Consider the following 25,316-nt stretch of genomic DNA (forward strand, 5'->3'; position numbering starts at 1 on the left):
AGCATTATCCGATAGAGCCGCCGGACCCTATTGAGGCGATCAAAATAAGAATGGAACAAACTTATCGGTCAACACCCTCATTCGCGACTATCAGTTGGCACAGTAATCTCATCCCGCTTCATGTCGAACAAGAATTCCCTACCTTTGCGGCATGAATTTTAAAGAGCAATTGACACCCTATCCGGTTCTGGAAATAGTTGCCGCGGCTGCAAAAGAGCTGGGTGTGGAGGCATATATAATCGGCGGGTTCGTCAGGGACCTGATTCTCAAAAGAAATAGCAAGGATATCGATATCGTCTCGATCGGCAGCGGTATCGAGCTGGCCGAAATGGTGGCAAGCCGCCTCGGACCGGACGTTTTTGTGAGTGTATTCAAAAATTTCGGGACGGCGCAGATCCGTCAGGGCGACCTTGAAATCGAATTTGTAGGCGCCCGGAAAGAATCCTACCGCTCCGATTCCCGCAAACCGGCCGTGGAAGACGGTACGTTGGCCGACGATCAGAACCGCCGCGATTTTACGATCAATGCAATGGGCATCAGCCTCAATGCAGGTACTTTCGGTGCGCTGATCGACCCGTTCGAAGGCATCGGCGACCTCCGCAGGAAGATCATCCGTACTCCCCTGGACCCGGAAATCACGTTTTCCGACGATCCCCTGCGCATGATGCGCGCGATCCGGTTTGCGAGCCAGCTCAATTTCGACATCGAGCCCGATACGTTCGACGCGATCATCAAAATGAAAGACCGTATCGGCATTGTCTCGATGGAGCGGATTTCCGACGAGTTGAACAAAATCATTTTGTCCAAAACCCCTTCCTACGGTTTCAAACTGCTGTACCATGCTGGTTTGCTCGGCATTATTTTTCCTGAAATGGTCGAGTTGCAGGGCGTCGAGCATATTGAAGGCAAGGGGCATAAGGATAATTTTTACCATACTTTGCAGGTGCTGGACAATGTGTGCCAGGTGTCGGACGACCTCTGGCTGCGCTGGGCGGCCATCCTGCACGACATTGCGAAACCGGCCACCAAGAAGTTCGATAAACGCAATGGCTGGTCGTTTCATAACCACGAGGAAGTGGGCGCGCGCATGGTGCCGGTCATTTTCCGCCGCATGAAACTGCCGCTGAACGAGAAAATGCGTTTTGTGAAAAAGCTGGTAAGGCTGCATTTGCGCCCGATCGTGCTTTCCAAGGACGAAATTACCGACTCGGCCATGCGCAGGCTGCTCGTAGAAGCGGGCGAGGACATCGAAGCGCTGATGAACCTCTGCCGGGCCGACATTACCTCCAAAAACCCGGACAAGGTAAGGCGCTTCATCAGCAACTTCGACCTCGTCGAACAAAAGCTGAAAGACCTCGAAGAACGCGACAAACTCCGGAATTTTCAGCCTGTCATTACCGGTGAAATGATCATGGAGGCCTTCGGGTTAAAGCCGGCCAAGGAAGTGGGTATTATCAAGGAAGCCGTGCGCGAGGCCATCCTGGAAGGTATCGTCCCGAACGAATATGAGGCGGCTTTCGCATTCATGATCTCGGAAGGGGAAAAAATGGGCCTCCAAAGGGTTTAAGGCACATTTTTTTTAGGTAACACCCGCCGATGCCGCTGCATATTTGATATTTTTGCGAACTTTTAATCTCCTCATAGACACATTTCATGGAAAACGCCCAGTTCAAACGTTTTTTCGGCTCATTGCTCACAATCCTCGGTATTGCAGTGCTGCTTTTCGCTTGCGTTGCATTTTTGTCGGACAAGCCCGTGCTGGGGCTCACGGTTTCCAAATGGGAGTCGATCGTGCCGTTTCTCGTGGGTACAGTTTTCCTGCTGACGGGCGTAAACCTCGTCAAAGGCTAAGTTTCCCGCACCAGTGCGGCCCCGACGGTGCATTCGAGGCAACGTTTGGGCGTACAATAATTATTAAACCATTCGATCAGGGCCTGCGAGTCGGCCGCGCTTTTTACACGCATTCCCAGCGAGGCCCATTCGCGGGTGATGCGGTTGTTTTCGGCAGGGATTTCGGAAAGCCAGTAAATCGCCTTGTCGAGCAGCGCGGGGTGCTCCCGCTGCTTCGAATAGGCGACCAGTAATGGTACAGCGGCGTTGATAATCAACAAATTGCTGGCATCCGCTCCGAGGTAGGGCACTAAGCCCCTCGCTTTTTTACCAAATAAATAGTGCTCCCGCCAGTATGCCGATTGCTCAATCCGGAACAGTTCCCGTATCTCATCGAAATGGCCGGCCGTCAGAAAGCGGTTCAGAAATCCGCCGGTATTGCACAGCAACCGGGCGAATTGCGCAAGCCTTACCGTAGGAAAACCGGCAGGCCGCAGGCGGGCGTATTTCCACTCGTGCGGCTGCATGATGGCGTCAGCCAACTGATATTTGGCGCTCAGAAAGCGGAATTCCTGTTGCAATTGTCTTACATAAATATCTTCCGATTCCTCGCCGATCAGTCCGGCGCAGCCGAATAGCAATGCCTCCACCTGCATCAGGCGATCGGTGTGTTTGCGGATGATTTTCCAGGGTACTATGGCCGTGAGCCGCTGGAATGGCGGATCGTTGAGCTTAAAACCAAAATGCCGACCGAGCCATTGGTACGCCGTTTGCTCCCAGTCCTGCTGGTTGGTTTCCAATAACTGATGAATGTCGGCCGCTTTGCGTGCAAGGCGTTCGAGCAGTACCCGGTCGAGCATGGCATATTTGCGGATCTGATCGACCGTCGCGAATTGGCTGCTGCACGGTACCATTTCCTTTTCATCCTGCAACAGCCGGTACCGTTCGATAATCGATGCCTGCACGAGGCCATTGAGCGATAGAGTTGGAACCGCGGTACCATCGCGGCGATGTGCCGGGCCGTCGTTGTCCCACACCACATGCAGCACCACGCCGTCATAGGCGCCATTCCGCTCGTGTTCGTGCAGGTACCAATCGGAGGATCTGACATGGATTTCAATGCTGCCCACCCACACCACGCCGTCGATGACAATCCGCGCTTCGGCGAAATCAGGGCCTGCATTGGTGTTTCGGAAACCGGGCCGGATGACCGACAGCGGCATGTTTTCGTCCGTACGGAGCGCTTTCTGTTCGAAATACTGGAAGCGCCAGATAAAAGCGAGTAAATCTTCATTCATACACAGCGTCGTTGAAAAAATTGGCGATTAAGGCAGGTATTTCTTTGCCTAAACCTGATTAGTTTCTGTTCTTTGTACGCTGTTTTTGTTACTTGGTTTCTATTTGTAGAAGTAAATATTTTTATGCTCCGCCGTCTGCAATTCATTGCGCTCCGAGTCATCATTGCTTTTTTCGGGATTTCGATCGTTTGGGTAATCATTCTGAGGTTCCTGCCCGTCTGGGTCACGCCTTACATGCTTTCACGCAAAATCGACGCTTTCCAGGCAGACGAGGACACCGAGATTCACCACGACTGGGAGCCTTACGAGAACATTTCGAAGGAAGTAGCGCTGGCCGTTGTAGCTTCCGAGGACCAGAATTTTCCCAACCACTGGGGCTTCGATTTCGACCAGATTTACAATGCGATGACCGAAGAGCGCAAGCGCGCGCGCGGTGCGAGCACCATTTCGCAGCAGGTTGCCAAGAACGTGTTCCTGTGGCATGGCCGCAGTTACATCCGCAAAGGCCTGGAAGCCTATTTCACGATCCTCATCGAGGTGCTATGGAGCAAGGAGCGCATCCTGGAAGTGTATCTGAATGTAGCTGAAATGGGGAAAATGACGTTCGGCGTAGAAGCGGCGTCATTGCGCTACTATAACAAATCCGCGAAAAAACTCACGCGCTACGAAGCGGCCCGCATCGCGGCCGTCCTACCCAACCCGATCCGGTTTTCGATCAGAAATCCGTCTGCGTATGTGAACAGGCGTACCAACCAGATCGTACGCCAAATGCGGTATCTGGGCGGGCAGAAGTATCTGGCGGACCTGTAATTTTAAGGCCTTGAACGCTCCGTTTCGCGGGACGACCGCGGCGTGGCGGGCTGGCTTTGCTGGCGGCCCGAGGGCTGCGTGGATTGCCGCGGCGACGGTGCCGGGCGTTCCACAGGTGCCGGACGGGAAGTTTCCGGCCGTGGCGTCGGCGCAGGGCGTTCTACTGGTGCCGGACGGGGCGTTTCCTGCCGGCTGGGCCGCTCGACGGATGGCCGCGTCACTTCCGGCCGCGATGGTGTTGTCGGGCGGGTTACTTCCGGCCGTGTAACCGCTGGTCGTGTCGTTTCCGGGCGCTCAGCACCCGGCCGTACCGGGCGTTCGATATCCGGGCGGGTTACGCCGGGATTGGTCGGACGCGTCGTGCCGGGACGGGTTACTTCCGGGCGGCCATTGTCGGGCCGTTCGGCATCGCCCCGTCCGGGACGCTCGATGGACGGACGTGTAACGCCGCCTGTTCCAGGCCGTGTAATTTCAGGGCGTGTAGTTCCGGGCCGCGTAGTTCCGGGCCGCGTAGTGCCGGGCCGCGCAGTGCCGGGGCGGCCGGTGGAAGGCCTTGTAATGACTGGTCGGCCGGATTTGTCAAAATCAGGCAGCCTTTCCCGCGTCGTCGGGGCTTTGGGATATCTTTTCACAAACAATGCGGAGCCTTGCCGGGCTGAGGACGGACGTGAATAGGTAGTGCGGTAGTCGCCTCGGGTGTAGCGCGTGCGCACGATCACCGAGCGTGAACGGAAGTTGCCGCCGTAGTAGTAATGCGTATGCCATACGGGATTGCGGTAGCTCGGCCAGCGGCGGAAATGCCCATTGTAATAATAATGCCAGTGGTAGTGATACCCGTAGTAGTAGTGCCAGAAGCGCGGCCTCCACGGGCGCCAGTAGCTCGGATAGTGATGCCACCGCCAGGGCGACCGCCATACCACGTAGCGGGGCACAAAAATGAACTGGATCACGGGCCAGCTCTGGGCGTACGTAACATGGTGCTGAACCACCTCCTGTTGCGCCTCACGGTTGCCTGTATAACCCGGATTAGGTGTTTCAGTTACCGTGCCGGATTGCGAATTAGGCTCTATAATGTAATCTTTTCCGTACAGGTCTTCATCGCCGACGAGCTGTATCCACACCTCGCCATTGTCTTTCTTTTCAACGTAAAATGCGGCCACATCCTGGTCCTCGTTGTCGCTCACCGCCACTTTCAGGGTAATGGTGTGCAGATTGCCTTCGACGCTGTCGTCCACGCGGATGTAGTCGGTCTCGTTGTCGCCGTCCAGGTCCAGGTTATTGATCTCCGAGTCTTCCTCATTCAGTTTTCTTTCAAAACCTTCCAGCGTTTCCGATTCCTGGAAAAGTTTCAACACGGCGTATAAATTGAGGTTGTCGCCCGGAAGATCGAGCTTCTCCTCTTCGGCCTGTGCGAACGCCCGGGTGCCGCTACCAATCCATAATATAGCCAGGACAATCAGAATGCGGTTTTTCATGATCTCAAAGTTTAAAGCAATGTAGATACTTTGCCTATTTAACCCAAACGCCATTCAGCATAACCCTGCTAACGTTGCGGGTAACCGATATGTTCTTTAACGGGTCGCCTTTTATCAGCACGAGGTCGGCCTGCTTGCCCTTCTGAATGCTTCCCAGCCGGTCGTCTACGCGGAAGAAGCGGGCATTCTGCATGGTGGCGGCCACGATCACGTCCGCCGGTGTGAGCCCGGCATCCACCAAAAGCTCCATTTCACGCTGGAACGCCCAGCCCGTTTCGGCATAGGGGATGATCGAATGCGAGCCCACTACGATTTTAGCACCGGCCTTGTGAAGCCTGCCGGTGATCTTCTTCATTTTATCAAAACCATCGAGCCGCGCCGCATTAGCAGCGACCGTATCGCCTGCAACGGCCTGGTGTTCAAATGCGCCGAGCGTAGGGCTGACGAATGTTCCGTGCTTTTTCAAAAATTTCCCCAGTGAATCGACCGCCTTGCCTGCCGGGTCAATGTTTTTCCAAACATCGTACCGGCCTTGTTTCCGCGCATTGTTGTCTGCCAGAACCATTTGCCGGTACTTTTCGCCCGCGATCTGCGGCACGAGCGACAGCCCGAACGAAGTAATGTGCTCGATGCCATCGAGGCCGGCTTCAATCGCTTCCCGGGCTTCGGTCGTTTCCAGATGCGCGGTAACGGGCAGGCCGCGCGCGTGAGCGGCTTTACAAACTTCGCGGATGATGGCAGGCGGCAGGCGGAAGTACACCTTGATCACCGATGCACCGTGATCGGCCAGGTGATTAACCTCCCGCACGGCCTCGTCCGCGTCGCGCACCACGTACGCGTCGCGCGGGTAGGCGGGCGGGAACATGTCCAGGTGCGGGCCCGCGAGGAAGAGCCGCGGAATACTTTTGCCGCTCTTTCGCTCGCCGTCATATGCTTCGATCCATGCGCCCGGGTCGCGGAGTGACGTCACGCCATTTTGCAGGAACTTCGTCGGGAGGCCGGCCACGCCGTCGAGGTGAAAATGGGAGTCGATAAAACCGGGTAGCAAGGTGAGGCCGGCCGCATCGAAATTTTGAGCGCCCCCGGGAATGTGAACGTCTTTCTCCGGTCCGACGGCGGTAATAATGCCGTTGGTAATTACTACGCAGCCGTTAGTGATAGGTTTTCCGCCAATCCCATCGATGATTGTGGCGCCGGTGATCGCAATGACGGTTTTGGAAGAATCGATCTCTTTCCGGTTGATTTCCCAGATCCGGGCCGATGCTCCGCCGGCCTTGTCGCCTGTGCCGCAGGCGCATAATGCAGCCGCAAGGGTTAGCGGCCAGATTATCAGCCGGAAGAGGTTCGCATTCATCGTTTTGGGGATTTCTCTTTCTTTTCGGTTAAAAAGCGATAATTCTTATGATGTGCCATGGAGCGGTCCAGTTTTTCAAACAAGCCCCTGTCTTTCAAAGCAAACCAGTTGACTTTCAGCAGATATAAACTCACGTATGATTGAGGATGATTCTCGATAAAGCCGGCTGTCGCATCCCACAAATGCTCACGTTCCAACGCCTGCTGACCAACCCAATACCGCGCGCTATCGGCCAGAGTGCGCTTTTTTGCGCTGGCCTCGGCCATTGTGTAAGCGTTCAGGCGCTGATCGGAAGGATTTTGGATTTGCGTGATGTAGTCCTGCCATTCCTCATTGCTCCTGGAATGGCTCACTGTTGAGCGCGCTACATTCGCCGTATCGATCCGGATTTCGGTGCCCGGATCAAAGAAAAATGTCAATGCGCCTTTCTTTTGCGAAACCTGAAACTGGTACAGGTCGGGCAATAAATCGGCGTCCATGTTGAGATGTGTCGTATCAAACCCAAGCCTGATTGAATGCACCACGGCCGCAAATCCCTTCTCGCGGGTGAGCAAAATAGCCTTGCGATCGTTCCACGCCCGCGGTGCCACGATTTTGATGTTCACACGCTGCGTCGACACCATCGAGAGGCCGAATAACGCACAAATGATCAAGCGGGTTATTTGCATTATTTACTGAAAGCCGGGTTGAAATGAGCCATACAAGATAGTATTTATCTTTGCATAACATGCACTATCACCGATATGAAATAAGGCCGGGCGATACAGCCTTGGTTTACGAGTTAGTAAGCCAGGGGCCGAAGGGTGATTGCAGGCCTTCCAAAGTTTCACGATGAATAAAAACAGCCGGCCAACGATGATCGGATATCATCGCTAGCCGGCTGTCAAAAGGCCAATAGGGGAAACCTTACTTAATCTCCACCTTCACCAGTACCGGCTGGTGGTCCGACGGGTAGCGCTGCTCCTTCGAGTCGGTGAGTACACCGTATTTCAACACATCGACATTCTTGCTTACGAAAATGTAGTCGATCCGGGTTTTCATTTCGGCGTCGAATTTGAAGCTGTTGAATGTGCCTTCTGGGCCGTAGGGCGCTTGTTTGGTTACATTATGCGTGTCGTTCAGCAGGCCGGCGATGGTTTTCATCTGCTCGGTGCCCGGCGTCGAGTTGAAGTCGCCGGTGAGGATGGCGGTGCTGTTGCCTGCAATTTCTTTGATCTTTTTCACCATCAAATGCCCCGACTGGCGGCGTGCTTCCACGCCCTGGTGGTCGAAGTGGACGTTGAAAAAGTAGAATTTCTTTTTGGTATTTAAATCTTCGAACTGGCCCCACGAGCAAATGCGGTTACAGCATTTCGCGTCCCAGCCCAGGCCGGGCTTGTCGGGTGTTTCGCTCAGCCAGAAATCACCGGATTTGAGCAATTTGAAACGGTCTTTCTTGTAAAAAATGGCTGAATGCTCGCCGCCTTCCTTGCCATCGTCGCGGCCTTTGCCGTAGTAGGCGAATTCGGGCAGCTCGGCCACGTCTTTCAGCTGGCCTACCAGCGCTTCCTGCACGCCGAAAATGTCGAATTCATGGAAACGGACAAGTCCTTTCACATTTTCCTTGCGGTTAGGCCAGGCATTTACGCCGTCGTTGGGCGTGTTGTAACGGAGGTTGTAGGAACCTACATTAAAAGTTGCGGTTTTCTGGCCAAAGGACGCCGTTGCGGTCGACACCAGTGCCAGCAGGTAAAGGGCAATTTTTTTCATTGTATAAAAAATGATTGATTAACTATAAAACAAAAGACCCCGAAGGGTCTCCTGTTGTCGCGCCAAAAATATGCGTTTAATATTAACTCATGATGAAAATTCACCATGCCGTGGAAGTTTACCAGCCGGGCGTTTGCCGGTAAGCCCCGTTGCTGCGTGAAATTTCATCGGGGTTCATCGGCCACGCCATATGCCTGGCCGGGTCGAATTTCCGTGCCGGCCATATTTCCAGGATTTTGTAAGCCGAAGCGGGGTCGGTTTTGTTGTCGTGGATTCGGCCGTGGAGCGGCATGTTGATCTTGTCGTAATCGCCCCAGCGTTTCAGGTCCGCGAGGCGGTCGGTCCATTCGCAGGCGAGTTCCACGCGGCGTTCATGTTTGAGGTCAGCCAATGTCGGCGAGGCGATCGGCGCCAGCCCTACGCGTGCGCGGATTTCGTTCAATGGCGCCGCGGCTTCCGCATTTTTGCCTTGTTTGATCAATGCCTCCGCTTTGAAGAGCAATATTTCCGCATAGCGCATCAAAGGCAGGTTGAGGCGTGTCGATGGGCCGTCGCCATTCTGGTTGATCATCAGGTTGCTGCCTGCATTCTCGTTGCTGCCGTAGCTGTACGGCTCCATATACTTGCGGATCTGAAAGCCCGAAAGGCTGTTGGTCGAGAAGTAGGAGCGTTCTTTACCGAAATAAGTAAACTTGTCCCCGAATTTCAGGATCGTCACCTCGCGGCGCGGGTCTTTGGCTTCGTATTCGTCATACAACTCCTCCGTAGGCTGGAAATAGCCCCAGCCATTGAAAATACCCCATCCTTTGTTCTCCAATGCCACGCCCGGGAAGATCGAACCGCCCTGGATGCCGGAGTTGACCGACCAGATGTACTCGCTTGTCCAGTTGTTTTCAATGGTAAATACCGCCTGATAATTCGCCGCAGGTGTTGCTTTGCCCGTCACGAGCGCGCGGCCGCCTTCATTTTTGATCTTGTCGGCCAGGTCGGGGATCAATGCCCATTTCGAAGCGTCATACTGCGCCCAATAAGCATAGGCTTTCACCATATAACCCCAGGCAGCGGCTTTGTGCGCGCGTCCCTGGTCGGCGGTGCCGTAAGTCTGGAACAACGGCAGCAGGTCGGCGGCTTTCTGTAAATCGCTGATAATCTGCGCGTAGTTGTCCGTTACGGATGGCAGCTGCGGCGGAATGCGCTTGCCGAATTCCGCATTTTCCGGACCGTCGAACGGAACGCCGAGGTCTTTGTGCCCCCACGAGTACGCGAGCCAGAAGTGGGCAAACCCGCGGATGAAATACGCCTCGCCCAATGCGCGGTTCTTCACGGCATCCGACACGCCGGTCGCGGTAGGAACGCCCTGGATTACCTGGTTGGCCTTGTTCAGCATCCAATACACGTCGTTCCAGCAGTTGGCAATGGAACCTTCGCGGCCGGTAATGTTGAAATTCTTGATATTATCGCTTTCCGCACGTACGCGGCCGGTCACGATATCGTCGCTCGCATTCTGCATCCAGAACAGGTTACGGCCCCAGGTATTTTCGTAGCCCATAGGTGCGTACATGGCGGCCACGGCCTTGTTTACGTCTTCATCGCTTTTCCAGAAGAAGGCGGTGGTAGGGGAGCCGTTCGGCTTGGTATCCACCCAGGATTCGTTGCAAGCGGATGCGCCGATAGCCATCACAATGGCCAGACCCGCATTTTTAATGATATGTTTCATAAATCGAAGTCTTTGTTTGGTCAAAATCTGGCTGTTAGAATTTGAGTTTTACACCGGCTGAATACACTCTCGCCACCGGGTACTGGCCGCCATCGAGGCCTGGGGCCGTATAGCGTCCGTCGATAAGCTGACTGCCGATCTCGGGGTCCATACCGGAATATTTGGTGAATGTGAGCAGGTTATCGCCGCTCAGATACACGCGCAGGCTCGGCTTGCCGGGTTTGGTCGGGAAGGTGTACCCGATGATCAGGTTTTTCAATCGCAGGTAATTGCCGTTTTCCAGGTACCAATCGGAGTTCGTCGCGAAGTTTTTGTTGGGGTCGTTCGCACGTATTTTGGGGATGTCCGAACCGCGGTTCGTTTCCGACCAGGCGTCGAGGATCTTATCCCAGCGGTTATAGCCCTGCTCGGCACCGTTCAGCGTCGATTGTTTGAATGCATTAAACAATTTCACACCACCTACACCCTGGAAGAATACGCTGAAATCAAAGTTTTTCCAGTTCGCATTCGCGGTGATGCCGTAGGTGATTTTCGGGAATGCATTGCCCATGTACACGCGGTCGCTGTCGTCGATCTTGCCGTCGTTGTTCTCGTCCACGAATTTCAGGTCGCCTGCTTTGGCATTCGGCTGAATGCGGCCGCCGGCAGGGCCTACGTATGCTGCGGCTTCTTCGTCGGTTTGGAAAATACCCGCATTTTTGATCAGCCAGTAAGAGAAATAGGGCTGGCCGACCGTCGAGCGGAATGGTACCAGGATGCTTCTCCACGCATCGTTATGCACCCATACCGAATTCGGATTCTCGTCGATATAGTCCACCCGGTTTTTGAGGGTAGCGAAATTGCCCCCGATCTCGTAGCCGAAATCGCCGACGTGGTCGCGCCAGCTGGCTGCGAATTCGAAGCCGGTGTTGCGGATTTTGCCCTGGTTAATGAAGGGTGCGCCGTAGCCATTGGTGTTCGTCCATTCGGTATCCTGCTGTTTGATCAGGTCGTAAGTCAGTTTATTGAAATAATCCGCCGTAATGGTAAGCTTCTCTTTCAGGAGGCTGATATCCACGCCAAAATCGGTTTGCTGCGAGGTTTCCCACGAAAGTTCAGGGTTGAACCGTGAGCTGACGTACAAACCATTGCTGATCGGCGCGCCGTTACCGATCTGGTAGGTATTGTTCGGCGTCAGGTTAGGATAGCCATAGTACCGCCCGATGGAACCAATGTTCCCGATGCGGCCCCAGCTCGCGCGGAGTTTGAACAAATCCAGCCCTTTTACATTGAAGAATGGCTCCGAGCTCACTTTCCATGCGCCGGTAAAGCCGGGATAGCCTTTGGCGCGGTAACCTTCGGCGAGGCGGCCGGCGATATCGTAACGGTAGCTGGCCGTCACGAAATAACGATCGGCCCAGCTGTACGACAAACGGCCTACGTACGACGCATTGCGGTCTTTCCACTCGTCGTCGCCGGGACGGTTCTGGTCAAAAATGGAGGCATTCACGAAGAATTGCGCCCAATCCGCTTCGTTTTCGAAACCGCGTGCGGCAATGCTGAAATTACGGTTGCCGTTCTCCTGGGCGGTCATCGAAGCCATCGCACCTACGTTATGACGGCCGAATACGCGGGAATAGTTCGCGGTATTTTCCCAAATCCAGTGGTATCCGCGGTTGGTCGAGTAGGAGAGGGTATTCTGGTTGTTCGGCTTGCCGGGCTCTGTTCTTTTGGGATCAAAGCTCTTCCAGAGCGAGCTGTTCTGCCGGTAGCTAAAACGCGTGAGGAAGCTCAGGCCGGGGATAATGTCGGAATAGCTGAGCTCCGTGACCGACTGCATATCGTTGCTTTTGTTGTAGGGACGGTTGCGCAGCAGTGTGCCGACGGGGCTGATCGCGTCGCCGTGGATACCCAGGTATTGCGAGTCGCGCGGGCCTACGCCGCCAAAGCTGCCGTCTTCATAATAGGCCGCGGCCGAGCGCGGCATGTAAATGGCCGAAAGCACGGTACCGCTGTAACCGCTGGTTGTTTCGGTGCCGCGGTTGTCATTGTTATTGTAAAAAAGCTCCTGGCGGAGTTTGATCTTGTCGGTGAACTTGTACATCGCGTTGAAACGGACGGACAAATTCTGCGCGTAGGTGTTGATGAGCGTACCCTCGTCGCGCTCGTAGCGGCCTTGCAAAAGCGTCGAAAACTTGTCGGTACCCGCATTGAAGCTCAGGTTATGGCGCTGAATGAGGCCCGTGCGGAAGATTTCGTCGATCCAGTCGGTGCGGGTTACCTGGGCGTAGGGGTTTTTGGAGGCATCCCAGCCGTCGAGCGGGGCGAGGCCTGCATTGGTGTAAGCCAGGTTCGAAACCCTTGCTTCGTCCTGTGCATTCAGCGATTGCGGCAATTTCCACGCCTGTTTCATTCCCATAAAGCCATTGTACTCGATGCTCGGCTTGCCTTGGGATGCCTGGCGCGTGGTAATGAGGATAACACCCGCCGAGCCGGAGAATGCACCGTAAATCGCCGCCGAAGCCGCATCTTTCAATACGGTAATGGATTCAATATCGGCCGGGTTATAAGGCGCATTCGGCACGCCGTCTACCACGTAAAGCACGCTTTCACCCCCGCGCGAGCCGGTCCCGCGGATGGTGATGTTCGGTGTCTGGTTCGGGTGACCGCCATTGCTGATCGCCGTCACGCCCGCCACTTTGCCCTGGATCATGCTGCCCACGTTCAGTACCGGCCGGTTTTTGATCTGCTCCATATCGGGAACGGTCGCTACCGATGCCGACAAATCAGCCTTCTTCACCGTTCCATAACCGATAACCACCACTTCCTGTAACGATTTCGTGTCCGAAAGCAGTGTTACGTTCAGCTCCGACTGGTTTCCCACATTCACCTCCTGGGCAATGTAGCCTACAAAGCTGAAAATCAGCTGGGCGTCGCCATTCGGCACTTCGATTTCGAATGAACCGTCCGCCTCCGTGGACGTACCACGCTGAGAACCTTTTACGACGACGCTCACGCCCGGCAATGCCTCTTTGGTGTCCGAGGCGGCCACTTTTCCGCGCAGGATGCGATCGGCCGGAGCTTCCTCGAAGGTATCGAGCAGGCCCGTGTCGTCATCGCCGGAAGCTTTGGCCTGCTGTTTGCGGTTAAGGATAATGTATTCTTTGGAAACCGAATACCGGATATTCAGCGGTGCCAGCAGCTGGTCGAGCACCGTGGAGAGGCGCTGGTTTTCGGCTGTCACGCTTACCTTCTGGTTGCGCACGAGCGAAGGCACGTAAGAAAACCGCACGCCGGTCGATTTTTCGAGGTTTGTGAGCACCTGGCGCAGTTCCTGCCGCTCGGCTTTCAGGGTTACGGAGCGCTGCAGCAGCTCCTGGGCGAGGCCATTGCTGGCGATCGACAGGGTGCTGAACACCAATGTCAGTAAAAATGGTATGCATGTAATTTTCATCACAGTCACCAGGTACGTTAGTGGTCGACTACATTTTTTCATAAATTGGAATGGTTTTGATGAATTCTGGACAAAGCCCTCCCGTGCTCCGATTTTGGCGGAACTGTCCTTTTGTCTGAAATGAACCGGGAGAATCAGGCCGGTAATGCTGCAATCATTGCCGGCTTTTTAATGAATCTGGGGGTCAACGTTTTGCCATACGGTCGGTCGGGTTGGGTTTTAGGTGAGAGGAACAACGTGGTTTATTCGCAGCCTTGCCCCGTGATAACGACCTGTCCGTCAGTTACCTGGTAGCTCGCTTCGATGGTAGAGCAGATAATTCCCAGCTTGTCAAAAAATGGCTCGTCGCGCAGCGCCACGCGCAGGTAGCAGTTTTCGAGCCGTGCCGAATCGTACAAAATGGGTATCCCGTAAGTTTCCTGCAACAATCTGAAAACTTCCCCAACCGGCTGATTGTCAAATGTAAAATCCGGTTTCACGGCCGGGTGTGCAATCGCAACCGGGTTTTCGGTAATGCTCCGGGCCATCATGGGCCGGTCGGCGGTGAAGACGACCTGCTGGTTCGGGGTGAGCAGCATCGCATTGCCTGGTATCTTGTTGGCAGGCTCATCGCCGGTGAGGTCTTTGGCGTGCATGACCGCCACCTTGCCCGTGCGCACGATCACTTCCACACGTCCGGCATCGGATTTAATGGTGAAACTGGTCCCTACCACCCGCGTCACGAGGTCATTGGCGTACACGAAAAACGGGTTGGCCTTGTCTTTTTTTACCTCAAAAAACGCCTCACCCGAGAGGTACACTTCCCTCTTATGGTTTCTGGTAAAATCCGGGGCGTAACTGACGGCTGCATGGGGCATCAGCCTGATTTCGCTGCCGTCGGGCAGGCTGATTTCCATCGCTTTCCGGCCCTGGTTCACCACTTCTTTCAGCGGGACCGGCGACGCGGAAACGTAGCGTTTATACGTGAAACCGCCGTTGGATGAAAAGCCGTCGCCGGAGATGAGCCAGCCGATGCCCACCAGCACCAGCACGGCTGCGGCCGCGTACCACCAGCGGAGCTGGATCGTGCCGGTTTTCCGGGCAGTTACCGTGCGGATGGATTCGTTGAGAATACGGTTTACTTCATGGTCGAGCTCTTCGTGGGTGAGGTCGCTGGGCTGCTTTTCCCAGGTCAGGATCAGCTCGGCGGCCTGATCCATGAGTAATGCTTTCTCCGGGTATTCGGAGCGGAGTTTGGCCCAGAAGAAATCATTCCGGGGCTGGCCGTTTTTTACCCACAACCTGAAATCGTCGTCAGTCAGGAAATCTTCCAGATTGTAGTGGTAAAATGGATGCATTGGCGGTGGTTGAATGGTGTTCTATAAGTATAATCCACCGGTGCCGCCAGGATCATGGAAGAATGCGGAAAAAATTTTGAAAAAACGGATTCAACTCCCTTTTACGAGGAGAAGCAAGAGCATTCCGGCGAGCAGCAGCCATTTTTCGCGGAAAACTTTGAGGCTTTCGTAAAGCAGGTTAGCCGTGGCAGGGCGGGAAATGTTGAGGATTTCGGCAATGCGCTCGTTGGACAGGTCCTGATAGAATTTCAAGTGGATGATCTCCTGCTGGCGCGGCGTGAGCGACTGGATAATATGCTGGATGCGCGATAGTTTTTCGGCTGCGAATTCGGTCAGTATCAGCTCGCTTTCGATGGAATGGGCGGTCTCGTGAAAATCTTCGGGCGTGTGCTCGATAGCGAGGAACAACTCCGGCCGTGATTCCTGCCGGCTTGTGTTCTTAAAAATACGGTTGCGGAGGCTGGTCAGCAGGTAAGGTTTGATCTGGTCGGTTTTGCCGAGGTACTCGCGGCGTTCCCACAAATGCAGGAAGAGATCGTGCACGATGTCTTTCAGCTGGTCGCGGTCGCTGATGAACCGGCGTCCGTAATCGAAGAGGGGCCGGTAGTAGCTGCGCAGAAGCTGCTCAAAGGCAAGCGGGTCGCCTTCCCTGAACTTTTGCCAAAGTACCGGATCCTGTTCCACGAAAAATGGGTTACGTGCAAAAGCAAATGTACCATTTTTCTTTGTTGCCCAAAATCCGGCGCCGCAGCAGCCGGCTGATTTAATGTTGGGATAATATTTTGAGTTACAAAAAAAGCGGCGGGAAGTGTGGGTACCTCCCGCCGTCTGGCTGCAATTACTTGTTTTTCTTAGCGATCAGGAACTTGCCTACGAGCTCGCCGTCGTCGCGGATCATTTTCAGATCGAGCTGCTTGCGCGTGGCGTGGAGCTTGATGAGCGTCCGTTTGCCTTCCAGCGGACCGCCGCCGATAACGATCGGCCAGTTATGGTCGGCGTCGGGCTCGTGCGTCATGTACCGGTGCGTGTGCCCGGAAATTTGCAGGTCGATTTTAGCCTTGTTCAGAATCGGCCCGAACAATGCCCGGCAATGCAATGTCCCATGCCAGTCGCCCGAATGGTAGGGCGAAATGTGGATCAGCAGCACCCGGAAATCCGCCTTCTTGAACTCCGGCGATTCGATTTCCTTTTCCAGCCATTTCTTCTGCACTTCCCGGTAACGGTCGAATGCCGACAACCCGCCGTATTCGACGCTGTCGTCGGTTTTGTCTTCGCCCGAATCCAGCACGATGAAGTGCACCGGCCCGCGGGTGAACGAGAAGTAATACTTGTTGTCGGGATAGGCGTAATACCCGGGAATGTGCCGCGAGAAGCTGCCCCGGCACTCATGGTTTCCCTGGGTGAGCAGGAAGGGAAATTCCGTCGCGAAAATATCGACCGATGGCTTGATCAGATGATCCACCATTTGCTGCTCCTCGGTAACCCAGTCGAAACAGTCTCCGTTGAATACAACGAAATCGTAATCTTTGGTATTACCCGTATAGCCATGACGGTACAAAAGCTGGGGGATGATCTGCGGACGGTCGTGGATATCATTGAACACCACCATTTTGAACTCGTCTTCGTTCTGCCCCCAGGTTTTGAAACCGTATAGGGGGCTGGCGATCGTCTCGCCGAACTCGACCTTCGAACCTTTGTAACCCAGCACTTCGGTGGACACGATCTTGTATTTGTGCTCGGTACCGGGCGTAAGGTTCGTCAGGGTGATCTTGTTAATGCGGTTGTTCGCCTCGATGAGCCCATTGTTATAGCCGAATTCGCGCTTGCTCGTGTAAGTGCCCGCACCGTATTCCACCCAGCTGAAACAGTTTTTATGGGTGATCCACATGATCGTGACCTCGTTGGAGCCCATATTCTGCAAATAGGGGCCCGCTACGAAATGGTTTTTCTCTTCGGTCACTGGCGCGCCGGCCGTATTCGCAGCCTGCGAGCTGGCCATTGGTAACAAACTCAGCGCCCCGATCCGGGACATTTTCTCCAAAAACGACCTTCTGTCTGAAAGCATAAAATTAAGGGTTAGGAACAGTCGGATAATGCATTATTCCCAGTTAGGGTTTTGCGTCAGGTTGGTGTTCAATAGGCGCTCCTGCTTGGGGATCGGGTAAAGGTAGTCCCGGTTCTCGACGAATTTCTTGGTAATATGACCATTGATGATAATGTTTCCACCCTTGGCGCCATTTTCCAGCGACACATCGCTGCCCAGTTTCAGCAACTGCGCACCTTTGATATCGGGCTTGGTGCCGTCGTAAATCACCACGTCGATCGTGCCGTTCTTGTCGAGGTCATACGAGCCGGGGCCCGGGAAGTACATGCCTTTGTATTGTTTGGTCAAAGCCTGCCCTTCTTTCCAGCGAATAATATCGTCCCAGCGGAAGAAGTTTTCCATTACCAGCTCAATGCGGCGTTCGCGCCGGATTTCGAGGATCACGCCCAGGTTTTTGCCGCTGATCTGCGTGTATTGCGCGGCCTGGTAAGGGTCAGGGTTTGCATTGGCCTGTTCCATATTGATGTTCGGCATGCCTACGCGGTCGCGGATCGGTTTAATGGCGAGGTCGAGGTCAGCCTGGGTCAATGTGCCTTTTTCGGCTTTGGCTTCGGCGTAGTTCAGCAGCACTTCGGCATAGCGGAAGATCGGCATGTCGGTGATGTCTTTCGAGAAGGTATCCCATTTGGGCGCCGACACGAATTTGATCAGCTGGTAGCCCGTCACCGTCGCTCCGAATTCCGGCACGAGCTGGGCATTTTCGCCAATCCGCGTATATCCCGGTGTGCGGATCGTCTGCGCCAGGCGCGGGTCGCGGTTTTGAACTTCGTCATAAAACTGCATGGTTTCGTAACCTTTCTTGTCTGTGAAACGTGTGCCGTCGGCCATGAGGTAGCTGTTCACGAGCTTTTTCTCCAAGCCCGGACGGCCGTAGGAAGCCGTCATCGTGTAGTAGTTCAGGTTGTGGTACACCTGCAATTCGTCGCTGAAATCGCGGGCCAGGATCACCTCGTCGGGGATGGCATTGTCGGACGAAAACAGCTTCATGTAAGCGGTTGTCGGCGTGGCTTTGTAAATGGAGTAGCCACTGTTTTTCATCAGGTCTTCGGAAGCCGTAACGCAGGCATCGAGGAATTTGTCGGCATTAGGGAGGTTGAATTCCGGGTGGTATTTGCGGAACGTACCTTCATACAAGCCGATGCGCGATTTCAAGGCGAGTGCCGTGTACTTTGTAATGGTCGTTACCTGCCGGCTCGCGTCGAGGTTGGCGATCGCGTAGTCGATATCGGCCATTACCGAGTCCATGACGAGTGTGCGCGGGTCGCGGGCTTTGGTGAGCAGGGCCTGGTCCTCCAGCTCGATGGTGGTCGAGTACCAGGGCACATCGCCGAATCTTTTTACCATTCCAAAATAGAAATAGGCCCGGAAGAAGCGCGCGAGGCCATTGTATTTGGCTACGGCTTTTTTGTCGGGACATTTGCCGGAATTGGCCAGGAAATAATTGATATTCCGCAAATTACCCCATGCCCAGCCGCCGCCGCTCGTAGGCACCACGCGTGTGCCCTGCAACTCGTCGCGCAGGCTGGTTTTAACGATATTGTCCACATCCTCGTTGTACACATCCTCGGCTGAAGGCATCGCATTGTAAAACGAGTTGGTATACAGCAAAAGGTCGTTTTCGGTATTGAAGAAAGTCTCCGGCGAAATGGCGTCCTGCGGGAGTTGGTCCAGATCGCAAGCCATAAGGCCCAGGGAAATGGCGATAATGCTAAGTATTTTTTTCATCGGAATTTTAGAATGTCAGGTTAAGACCGGCTGAAATGGTTTTCGACAATGGGTAAGTACGGCCGTTGGTACCGTCTCCGTCGAACTGTTCCGGGTCGATGTACTTCGAGCGGAGCGGGGTGTAGGTAAGCAGGTTTTCGCCGCTCACATAAATCCTCGCTCTCGGAACGCGGATCATCTTGCTGATGCGCTCGGGCACTGTGTAGCCGATCACGACATTTTTCAGGCGCAGGTAACCCACGTTCTGCATGTAGCGGTCGTTTACCGCATTCAGGTCCCCGCCGCCATTCAATGCAGTATAACCTCTCAGCACAGGGAAATAGGCATTCGGGTTTTCAGGCGTCCAGATATCGTTGCCGAAATCTTTTGGAATAAATGAATAGTAAGGACGTGAATAGGGGCCCCAGAACTTGTCCGCGTTGGCACCGGGGTACCAGTTTCTGCGCAGAATGCCTTGTGCGAGTGCCGAAATGTCGAAACCGTTCCATGAGGCGCCCAGGTTGATCCCGTAGCGGAAACGGACGCGGTTGTTACCCACGATTTTCAAATCGCCGTGGTCGGCCAGCGTGTTGGCGCCCTGGTCGATTTTGCCGTCGCCGTTCAGGTCGATGAATTTCAGGTCGCCCGCGCGAAGTTTGCTCCAATCGCCTGGCGCGCTCAGGCGCTGCTTGTTCACGATCGCCTGGTCTACTTTGTAAGCCTGCGCCTCTTCGTCGGATTTAAACATGCCTTCAATGGAGTAACCCCACATTTCACCGATGGTCTGGCCTACGTAAGGGCTCGAAAGCACCTTGTTCGGGTTGTCGTATTTGGTGATTTTGGATTTCGAATCCGAAACAATGAAGGACACGTTGTAACTGAGCGGCTTGCCGGCCACTTTAAACATATCGGCCCAGGCGATCGACAATTCAAAACCTTTCGTTTGCAAGTCACCCGCATTCTGGGTAGGCACGGTAGCACCGTAAACGAGCGGCAATACCTGCCCCGGAATGAGCATGTCGGTAGTCTTGCGGATGTATCCGTCGAACGAAAGGTTCAAACGGTTTTTCAGCAGGGTCGCATCCAGACCGATGTTGGACGTCGTGGCCGATTCCCAGGTCAGTCCTGCCGAAATAGGGGACGGGCTGCTCACATATTGCAGCTTCTGGCCATTGGTAATCCAGCTCGACTGCGCCGTCGGCATCATCGGGACATAGGGATAGAAGCTGGCCGAGCTCGGGTTGTCGTTGAAACGTGGCGGCAGCTGGTTGCCCAATGTACCGTAGGAGGCACGGATTTTCAGGTTGTTCACGACATTGCGTGCCGTTTCGAAGAAATTCTCCTCGCTCAAACGCCATCCGGCGGACACCGACGGGAAGAAGCCGAAACGCTTGCTCGTGCCGAAACGGGAAGTGCCGTCATAGCGTCCATTCACTTCGAGCAGGTATTTGCCCTGGTAGTCGTAATTGGCGCGAAAGAATGCACCGAAAAGCTCATACTGGTAGGCGCCGCCGCCAGAAAGCTGCTCGCCCGTGCCGAGGTTCAGGTCGTTGAGACTCTCCGAAAGCAGGTTTTTACGTGAGCCGGCCAACACCTGGTGCTTGCGCGTTTCGTAGTTGATACCCGCGGTGGCACTCACATAATGCTTGCCGAATGTGTGGTTGTAGGACGAGAACACGTTCACGACATTCTGCGGATCGAACCAGAAGGTCTTCTTCAGCTGATCGGTATTGTAGTTGGGCACCGTCGTCATGATACCGGGCTGGATCGAGTAGGTGGCCACGGCCGAGCGGTACCAGTCGTCGGTGATGTAGAATGAGTAAGAATGATTGGCCGTCAAATTCCAGTTTTTGGCCAGGTTCATTTCTATCGTGTTGATCGTCGTGAGCTCGTGTACTTTCTGCTCGCCGCCCGCTACGCCTTTCAGCAGGTTTGCGAACAACCCGTCGCCGATCGAGTAGTTGTTTTTTAATGTATTGTAAGTCGGCGTGCCGTCCGGGTTACGCGGGGCGTAAATAGGCAATGCATGCACGGTAATGGCTACGAAGTTGGAGTTGGCGCCGCCTTCCAGGCCCGGATATTTGTATTTCGAGTCGAAATACATGGTATTATTGCTCACTTTCAGCCACGGAGTAAGCTGCGCGTTGATCTTGCTGCGCAATGTGTAGGACGTGAATTTATCCGTGTTGATGCGCATGATACCATCCTTTTCGAACACCGAGCCCGACAGGAAATAGTTGATCTTGTCGGTACCACCCGAAAGGTTCAGGTTATGCTGGCGCGACGGCTGGCTCATGTTGAAGATCGTATTCCACCAGTCGTAGTTACCGTAGTAGTTGTAAATGTCCTTGCCATTCACATTCTTCACCACCACCCACGGACGGGCGGGGTTTTCGGTTTTGTCGTAACGGCGCGCTTCGATTTCCTTGTAATCTTCCTCCGAATAGCGGGTATAGCTGTTACCCGTGGCGCGGACAAATGCCTCGTCGTTGATTTTGACATAATCATAACCGTTGGTCATGAAATCGGTGTTGATCGTCGGTTTCGACCAGCCGAAGTTGTTGCTGTACGAAACGGTGGTCTTTCCGTTCTTGGCGGTTTTGGTCGTGACCAAAATCACCCCGAATGCACCGCGTGCACCGTAAATGGCCGAGGCTGCGGCATCTTTCAGCACCGATACCGATTCCACGTCGCCGGGGTTGATGCGGTTGATATCGCCGGGGATACCGTCGATGAGCACAAGCGGCGACCCGCCATTCACGGAAGTTTCCCCCCGTACGTTGAGTGAACCGCCCTTGCCTGGCTGACCCGTGCTGAATGTAATGTTCAGGTTGGGGACCATGCCTTGCAGGATTTGCGACATATTGTTCAAAGGCCTGTTTTCCAGATCTTTGGATTGTACCTGCGAAACCGCGCCGGTGAGGTTCACGCGTTTTTGCGTACCATAACCTACCACCACCAGCTCCGACAATGCCTTGTTATCTGCCTGCAAAGTCACATTGATTTCGGTGCGGTTACCTACAACGATTTCCTGCGACACATAACCTACAAAGCTGAATACCAACGCCGATTCCACATTCGGCACCGTAATTTCGAACTTTCCGTTGCCGTCGGTAGTGGTTCCCTGCGAGGTGCCCTTCACGACGATGCTTACGCCCGGTAGCGTACCCTGCCCGTCGGACGACGAGACGGTCCCGCGCAACTGGATTTCCGTCGGCAAAACATATTGTTGCAGTTTCTCTTCCAGTTCGGGGATCACCGATTCCTCCCGGCTTACGCGTGTTTTGGCGAGCACGATCTGGTTGTTGATCACCTTGTAATTGATCCCCCGGGGCGCCAGCAATGCATCAAGTACCCTGGACAGCTTCTGGTTTTTTACATCGATCGTCACGTTTTCCTTTACGGAAACCCGGCTGCTGTAAACGAAGCGGGTATTGGCACGGGCCTGGATCTCATTCAGGGCCTGTTTGAGCGAAACATTGCGGAGCGTGAGCGTCATGTCTTTGCTCAGCACAGACTGGGCCGCAGTTTCCTTCGCATAACTGCCGGCTGCGAGCGAGACGGCAAGAATCCATTGAAGCAGTCCAATGCGCATAATTTTTCGCCAGTCTACCGGCTTGTTACGTACTGTTTTTTGCATAATTTTGATTGTCTGATGGTTAGGCACTATTGGATAAAACATCCTTTTGAAACGGTGGTACGAAGACAAAGGATGGCATTTCGGGCCGGGTAGTGGTGGTACACTTCCGGCCTTTTTTACGGTGGTACGGACGGGTTCATAAGTTCATGGGTGGGTATACGGATTTATTCACATGGTTCGCCGCTGATGGTGATGTTATTGCCTGATATGGTGTAAGTTACTTCCAGGGAAGTGCAGAGGATTTCGAGAATGCTCGGGAATGCCTGCGACTCGAAATTGGCCGTGAGCCCGCATTTGGCCAGGCCTGGGTTTGTCAAATGGATCGATACGTTAAAGCGCTTTTCCAGCTGTTCGATTACTTTATCCAGTGGTGTTTCTTCAAACACGATGGTGACCGGTTCGAAAAGCTCTTTTTTGGGTTGGCTGGTCAATGTTTTGGAAATTAACCGCTTCGAATCCAGTTCGAACAATGCCTGCTGCTGCGGTTTCAGGATCACCTGCTGCGATTGTTTTGTTTCCGCGTAAGTCCGCACTTCGACGGTACCCGTCACGACATCCACCTGAAAAACCTTCCGGTTCTGCGGCGCCTTCACATTGAAGCTGGTACCGAGCACTTTGATCACCATTTCGCCGCTCTGGATGTAGAATGGTCGTTTTTTGTCTTTTTGTATATCAAAAAAACCTTCCCCGGAGAATGTTACCAGCCGCTGGTTTGCGTCGAATGCAGCAGGGTAGGTGACTACGGCGTGCGGGTGCATGGCGACGGAGCTGTTATCGGGCAGGCGGTGTTTGACGATCCGCTCTTCGGTATTTTCAAATCGGACGAGCTCCGAGGGTTGCCGTTTTTCGAGCTGCTGCGAAACGGTGGCCACCGGTGTTTTTTTCAGCTGCGTGGCCAGGTACACGCCCAGCACAAGCGCGATCGACGCGGCAATGCCCGTCAGCCAGCGCCACGGAAAGTGCCGTACCGTTTTTTCCTCGGCCATGTTCAGCTCCTGCCGGATATTCCCGAATGTCTTGTGCCGAATTTCTTCCTGTTCCGCATCGGGTAGGTGATCCAGGTAACGCGTTTCGCCTCGCAGCGACGCGTACCAGGTTTCTACAAGTTCTTTTTCTGCGTCGGTGCATTCACCGGACAGGTATTTTTCGAGCAATGCGGGCGGAATACCGTTTGGCTTCATGAGATCGGGGATGTTGTCAACCCAGAAGTCGCGCGCCGGAAAGGGTACCCTTAGTCGGTTCTGAAAATTTTTTTAAAAAGTAGCAAAAAGGAGGAGCGCGCAGATCATATGCTCTTTCAAATGCGCTTTGAGGATGCGTAACGCCTTGGTAATGTGCTGTTCTACGGTTTTTTCAGAAATGCCGAGCTGCTCGCCGATCTGTTTGTTGGAAAAGCCCTGCCGGCTCATCACAAAAACTTCATGGCATTTGGGGGAAAGTAAATGCAGGCCCTCTTCGTAGCGGTTCTGAAGGTCGGAGGCAAGGGTAGGCTGGTCGGCGAGGTCGGACGTTTCACTGCGCTGGATTTCCCATTGCCCATAGTGATGCTGGCGGGTGTATTCTTTCCGGTAGAAAGATATGATCAGCCGTTTGGCAATTGTAAACAAGAATGAGCGGCCGCATTCGACCCGGTTTTGCCTGCGCTGCTGCCAGAGGCTGACAAAGAGTTCCTGAACGATTTCCTGCGCCGTGAACCGGTCGTTGACCTTCGAATAGGCGTAGTTGAACAGCGTCTTGAAATAGCGGTCGTACAGCTCCGCAAAGGCCAGCTCATCGTCCTGTTCGCTGATCAACGCAAGGATATTTTCATCGGAACAGGTAGCGTAAAAGTTGTTCATCATGAAGATAGCCTATTAATAATCTGATTATTTTCGCTGAGGAGCGGTACAAAATTCGTACTTAAATTTGTGACTTGACTCTTTAAACAGATTAAGTAATCTCATTCTTTTTTTTACTTTCTTAACATAAACATAACAATTTCCGGGGCCAACTGCGGGAAAATTTTGTAACCGACGAACACATCTACGACGCCATATTAAATGAACAACTATCCCCAGGCCACGCGGATTCTCGTGGCGATCGACTGCATAATTTTCGGCTTTGATGGCAAGGATATCAAGCTGTTACTGATTAAAAGAAATTTCGAGCCCGAAAAAGGCAAATGGTCGCTCATGGGCGGTTTCGTGAATGCGGATGAGGACCTTCACGACGGTGCCGTGCGGATTCTGTACAATCTAACGGGCCTGAAAGACATTTATGTGGAACAGCTCGAAACTTACGGCAAAGCCGATCGCGACCCCGGCGAGCGGACGGTATCGGTCGTGTTTTTTGCGCTGATCAACATCGACGATCACGACTCGGAGGCCGTCAAAAGCCACAACGCCTCCTGGATCACCCTCGATGCCCGTCCCCAACTCATTTTCGACCACGAACAAATGGTGGCCCGGGCGATCGAGCACCTCAAATACAATGCCGCCCTGCATCCGATCGGCTTCGAACTCCTGCCCGAGCGCTTCACGATCCCACAGCTCCAGAAGCTCTACGAAGCGATCTACAACATCCCCATCGACCGCCGCAATTTCAGCCGCAAACTGCTATCCACCGGCCTGCTGATCGACACCGGCTACAAAAACAACAACAGCACCACCAAAAAAGCCACGCTCTACAAACTCGACGCCGAGAAGTACAAGGCAAAGTTCCACTCGTTCTGGAATTTTATGCCGGATTCGATGAAGAGTAATTGAGGGGAGGATTGAATGACTCAATGATTGAATGACTCAATGATTGAATGGTCAAGTGTTGTCAGGGAATGTCAGGCTTAGTCAGGAATTGTTGGGAGGGGTTGATGACTATTTCGAAGCCGTA

Annotated in this window: 18 protein-coding genes; 4 read left to right on the forward strand and 14 right to left on the reverse strand. The window is 53.9% G+C overall.

What is annotated here, in order from left to right; genetic code table 11:
- Positions 1-151: 151 nt before the first annotated feature.
- Both H144_RS0104555 and H144_RS0104560 read left to right on the forward strand, forming a co-directional pair.
- Positions 152-1,567 (forward strand): CCA tRNA nucleotidyltransferase, encoded by a 1,416-nt coding sequence (locus H144_RS0104555; RefSeq protein ID WP_019940856.1) that lies wholly within the window; start codon positions 152-154, stop codon positions 1,565-1,567.
- An 86-nt stretch (positions 1,568-1,653) separates the two neighbouring features.
- The gene (locus H144_RS0104560) at positions 1,654-1,851 is read left to right on the forward strand and encodes a hypothetical protein (RefSeq protein WP_015811882.1); all 198 of its coding nucleotides are present in this window, start codon (positions 1,654-1,656) and stop codon (positions 1,849-1,851) included.
- On the opposite strand, the gene H144_RS0104565 is transcribed toward H144_RS0104560, so the two are convergent.
- Positions 1,848-3,128, reverse strand: a complete 1,281-nt coding sequence (locus tag H144_RS0104565) for a DUF2851 family protein (RefSeq protein WP_019940857.1) — start codon at positions 3,126-3,128, stop codon at positions 1,848-1,850. The genes H144_RS0104560 and H144_RS0104565 overlap by 4 nt on opposite strands.
- Positions 3,129-3,251: 123 nt before the next feature.
- Here H144_RS0104565 and mtgA point away from each other — a divergent pair, with 123 nt between their 5' ends.
- Positions 3,252-3,938, forward strand: a complete 687-nt coding sequence (gene mtgA, locus H144_RS0104570; RefSeq protein ID WP_019940858.1) for a monofunctional biosynthetic peptidoglycan transglycosylase — start codon at positions 3,252-3,254, stop codon at positions 3,936-3,938.
- 2 nt (positions 3,939-3,940) lie between these two features.
- Here mtgA and H144_RS0104575 read toward each other — a convergent pair whose 3' ends face one another.
- From H144_RS0104575 to H144_RS0104635, 13 genes are all read right to left on the reverse strand, one after another.
- Positions 3,941-5,413, reverse strand: a complete 1,473-nt coding sequence (locus H144_RS0104575; RefSeq protein WP_019940859.1) for a hypothetical protein — start codon at positions 5,411-5,413, stop codon at positions 3,941-3,943.
- Positions 5,414-5,447: 34 nt separating this feature from the next.
- Positions 5,448-6,767, reverse strand: a complete 1,320-nt coding sequence (locus H144_RS0104580) for an amidohydrolase family protein (RefSeq protein WP_019940860.1) — start codon at positions 6,765-6,767, stop codon at positions 5,448-5,450.
- Entirely contained in the window at positions 6,764-7,435 is a 672-nt protein-coding gene (locus tag H144_RS0104585; RefSeq protein ID WP_033402358.1) for a hypothetical protein, read from the reverse strand. Before H144_RS0104585 ends, H144_RS0104580 begins: the two co-directional genes overlap by 4 nt.
- Positions 7,436-7,673: 238 nt before the next feature.
- Positions 7,674-8,516 (reverse strand): endonuclease/exonuclease/phosphatase family protein, encoded by an 843-nt coding sequence (locus H144_RS0104590; RefSeq protein WP_019940862.1) that lies wholly within the window; start codon positions 8,514-8,516, stop codon positions 7,674-7,676.
- Positions 8,517-8,634: 118 nt separating this feature from the next.
- Positions 8,635-10,233 (reverse strand): RagB/SusD family nutrient uptake outer membrane protein, encoded by a 1,599-nt coding sequence (locus tag H144_RS0104595; protein WP_019940863.1) that lies wholly within the window; start codon positions 10,231-10,233, stop codon positions 8,635-8,637.
- A gap of 34 nt (positions 10,234-10,267) precedes the next feature.
- Entirely contained in the window at positions 10,268-13,666 is a 3,399-nt protein-coding gene (locus H144_RS0104600; protein ID WP_157504437.1) for a SusC/RagA family TonB-linked outer membrane protein, read from the reverse strand.
- 242 nt (positions 13,667-13,908) lie between these two features.
- Entirely contained in the window at positions 13,909-15,003 is a 1,095-nt protein-coding gene (locus tag H144_RS0104605; RefSeq protein WP_019940865.1) for a FecR family protein, read from the reverse strand.
- Between the two features lie 90 nt (positions 15,004-15,093).
- Positions 15,094-15,687, reverse strand: coding sequence for an RNA polymerase sigma factor (locus H144_RS31375; protein ID WP_019940866.1), 594 nt, complete (start codon positions 15,685-15,687; stop codon positions 15,094-15,096).
- Positions 15,688-15,841: 154 nt separating this feature from the next.
- A complete protein-coding gene (locus H144_RS0104615; RefSeq protein WP_026350415.1) occupies positions 15,842-17,068 on the reverse strand; it encodes a purple acid phosphatase family protein in 1,227 nt (408 codons plus the stop codon).
- Positions 17,069-17,101: 33 nt separating this feature from the next.
- Entirely contained in the window at positions 17,102-18,832 is a 1,731-nt protein-coding gene (locus H144_RS0104620) for a RagB/SusD family nutrient uptake outer membrane protein (RefSeq protein WP_019940868.1), read from the reverse strand.
- A gap of 7 nt (positions 18,833-18,839) precedes the next feature.
- Positions 18,840-22,451: a TonB-dependent receptor gene (locus H144_RS0104625; protein WP_019940869.1), complete on the reverse strand. Its 3,612-nt coding sequence runs from the start codon at positions 22,449-22,451 to the stop codon at positions 18,840-18,842.
- A 164-nt stretch (positions 22,452-22,615) separates the two neighbouring features.
- Positions 22,616-23,632 carry a FecR family protein gene (locus H144_RS0104630; protein WP_019940870.1) on the reverse strand — a complete coding sequence of 339 codons (1,017 nt, stop codon included), beginning with the start codon at positions 23,630-23,632 and terminating at the stop codon, positions 22,616-22,618.
- 72 nt (positions 23,633-23,704) lie between these two features.
- Positions 23,705-24,292 carry an RNA polymerase sigma factor gene (locus tag H144_RS0104635; RefSeq protein WP_019940871.1) on the reverse strand — a complete coding sequence of 196 codons (588 nt, stop codon included), beginning with the start codon at positions 24,290-24,292 and terminating at the stop codon, positions 23,705-23,707.
- A 198-nt stretch (positions 24,293-24,490) separates the two neighbouring features.
- Between H144_RS0104635 and H144_RS0104640 the strand changes: the two genes are divergently transcribed.
- On the forward strand, positions 24,491-25,195 hold the full coding sequence (locus tag H144_RS0104640) for an NUDIX hydrolase (RefSeq protein WP_019940872.1): 705 nt from the start codon (positions 24,491-24,493) through the stop codon (positions 25,193-25,195).
- Positions 25,196-25,316 lie beyond the last annotated feature (121 nt).

Origin of the sequence: Dyadobacter beijingensis DSM 21582 (assembly GCF_000382205.1) — a bacterium.
GTDB classification, from domain to species: Bacteria; Bacteroidota; Bacteroidia; order Cytophagales; family Spirosomataceae; genus Dyadobacter; species Dyadobacter beijingensis.

Bases quoted from the DNA above. Each gene is read 5' to 3' on its own strand.
- H144_RS0104575 (WP_019940859.1), bottom strand. From the start codon at position 5,413: ATGAAAAACCGCATTCTGATTGTCCTGGCTATATTATGGATTGGTAGC.
- H144_RS0104615 (WP_026350415.1), bottom strand. From the start codon at position 17,068: ATGCTTTCAGACAGAAGGTCGTTTTTGGAGAAAATGTCCCGGATCGGG.
- H144_RS0104625 (WP_019940869.1), bottom strand. From the start codon at position 22,451: ATGCAAAAAACAGTACGTAACAAGCCGGTAGACTGGCGAAAAATTATG.
- H144_RS0104630 (WP_019940870.1), bottom strand. From the start codon at position 23,632: ATGAAGCCAAACGGTATTCCGCCCGCATTGCTCGAAAAATACCTGTCC.
- H144_RS0104585 (WP_033402358.1), bottom strand. From the start codon at position 7,435: ATGCAAATAACCCGCTTGATCATTTGTGCGTTATTCGGCCTCTCGATG.
- H144_RS0104555 (WP_019940856.1), top strand. From the start codon at position 152: ATGAATTTTAAAGAGCAATTGACACCCTATCCGGTTCTGGAAATAGTT.
- H144_RS0104560 (WP_015811882.1), top strand. From the start codon at position 1,654: ATGGAAAACGCCCAGTTCAAACGTTTTTTCGGCTCATTGCTCACAATC.
- H144_RS0104635 (WP_019940871.1), bottom strand. From the start codon at position 24,292: ATGATGAACAACTTTTACGCTACCTGTTCCGATGAAAATATCCTTGCG.
- H144_RS0104600 (WP_157504437.1), bottom strand. From the start codon at position 13,666: ATGAAAATTACATGCATACCATTTTTACTGACATTGGTGTTCAGCACC.
- mtgA (WP_019940858.1), top strand. From the start codon at position 3,252: ATGCTCCGCCGTCTGCAATTCATTGCGCTCCGAGTCATCATTGCTTTT.
- H144_RS0104565 (WP_019940857.1), bottom strand. From the start codon at position 3,128: ATGAATGAAGATTTACTCGCTTTTATCTGGCGCTTCCAGTATTTCGAA.
- H144_RS0104620 (WP_019940868.1), bottom strand. From the start codon at position 18,832: ATGAAAAAAATACTTAGCATTATCGCCATTTCCCTGGGCCTTATGGCT.
- H144_RS0104580 (WP_019940860.1), bottom strand. From the start codon at position 6,767: ATGAATGCGAACCTCTTCCGGCTGATAATCTGGCCGCTAACCCTTGCG.
- H144_RS0104595 (WP_019940863.1), bottom strand. From the start codon at position 10,233: ATGAAACATATCATTAAAAATGCGGGTCTGGCCATTGTGATGGCTATC.
- H144_RS0104605 (WP_019940865.1), bottom strand. From the start codon at position 15,003: ATGCATCCATTTTACCACTACAATCTGGAAGATTTCCTGACTGACGAC.
- H144_RS0104590 (WP_019940862.1), bottom strand. From the start codon at position 8,516: ATGAAAAAAATTGCCCTTTACCTGCTGGCACTGGTGTCGACCGCAACG.
- H144_RS0104640 (WP_019940872.1), top strand. From the start codon at position 24,491: ATGAACAACTATCCCCAGGCCACGCGGATTCTCGTGGCGATCGACTGC.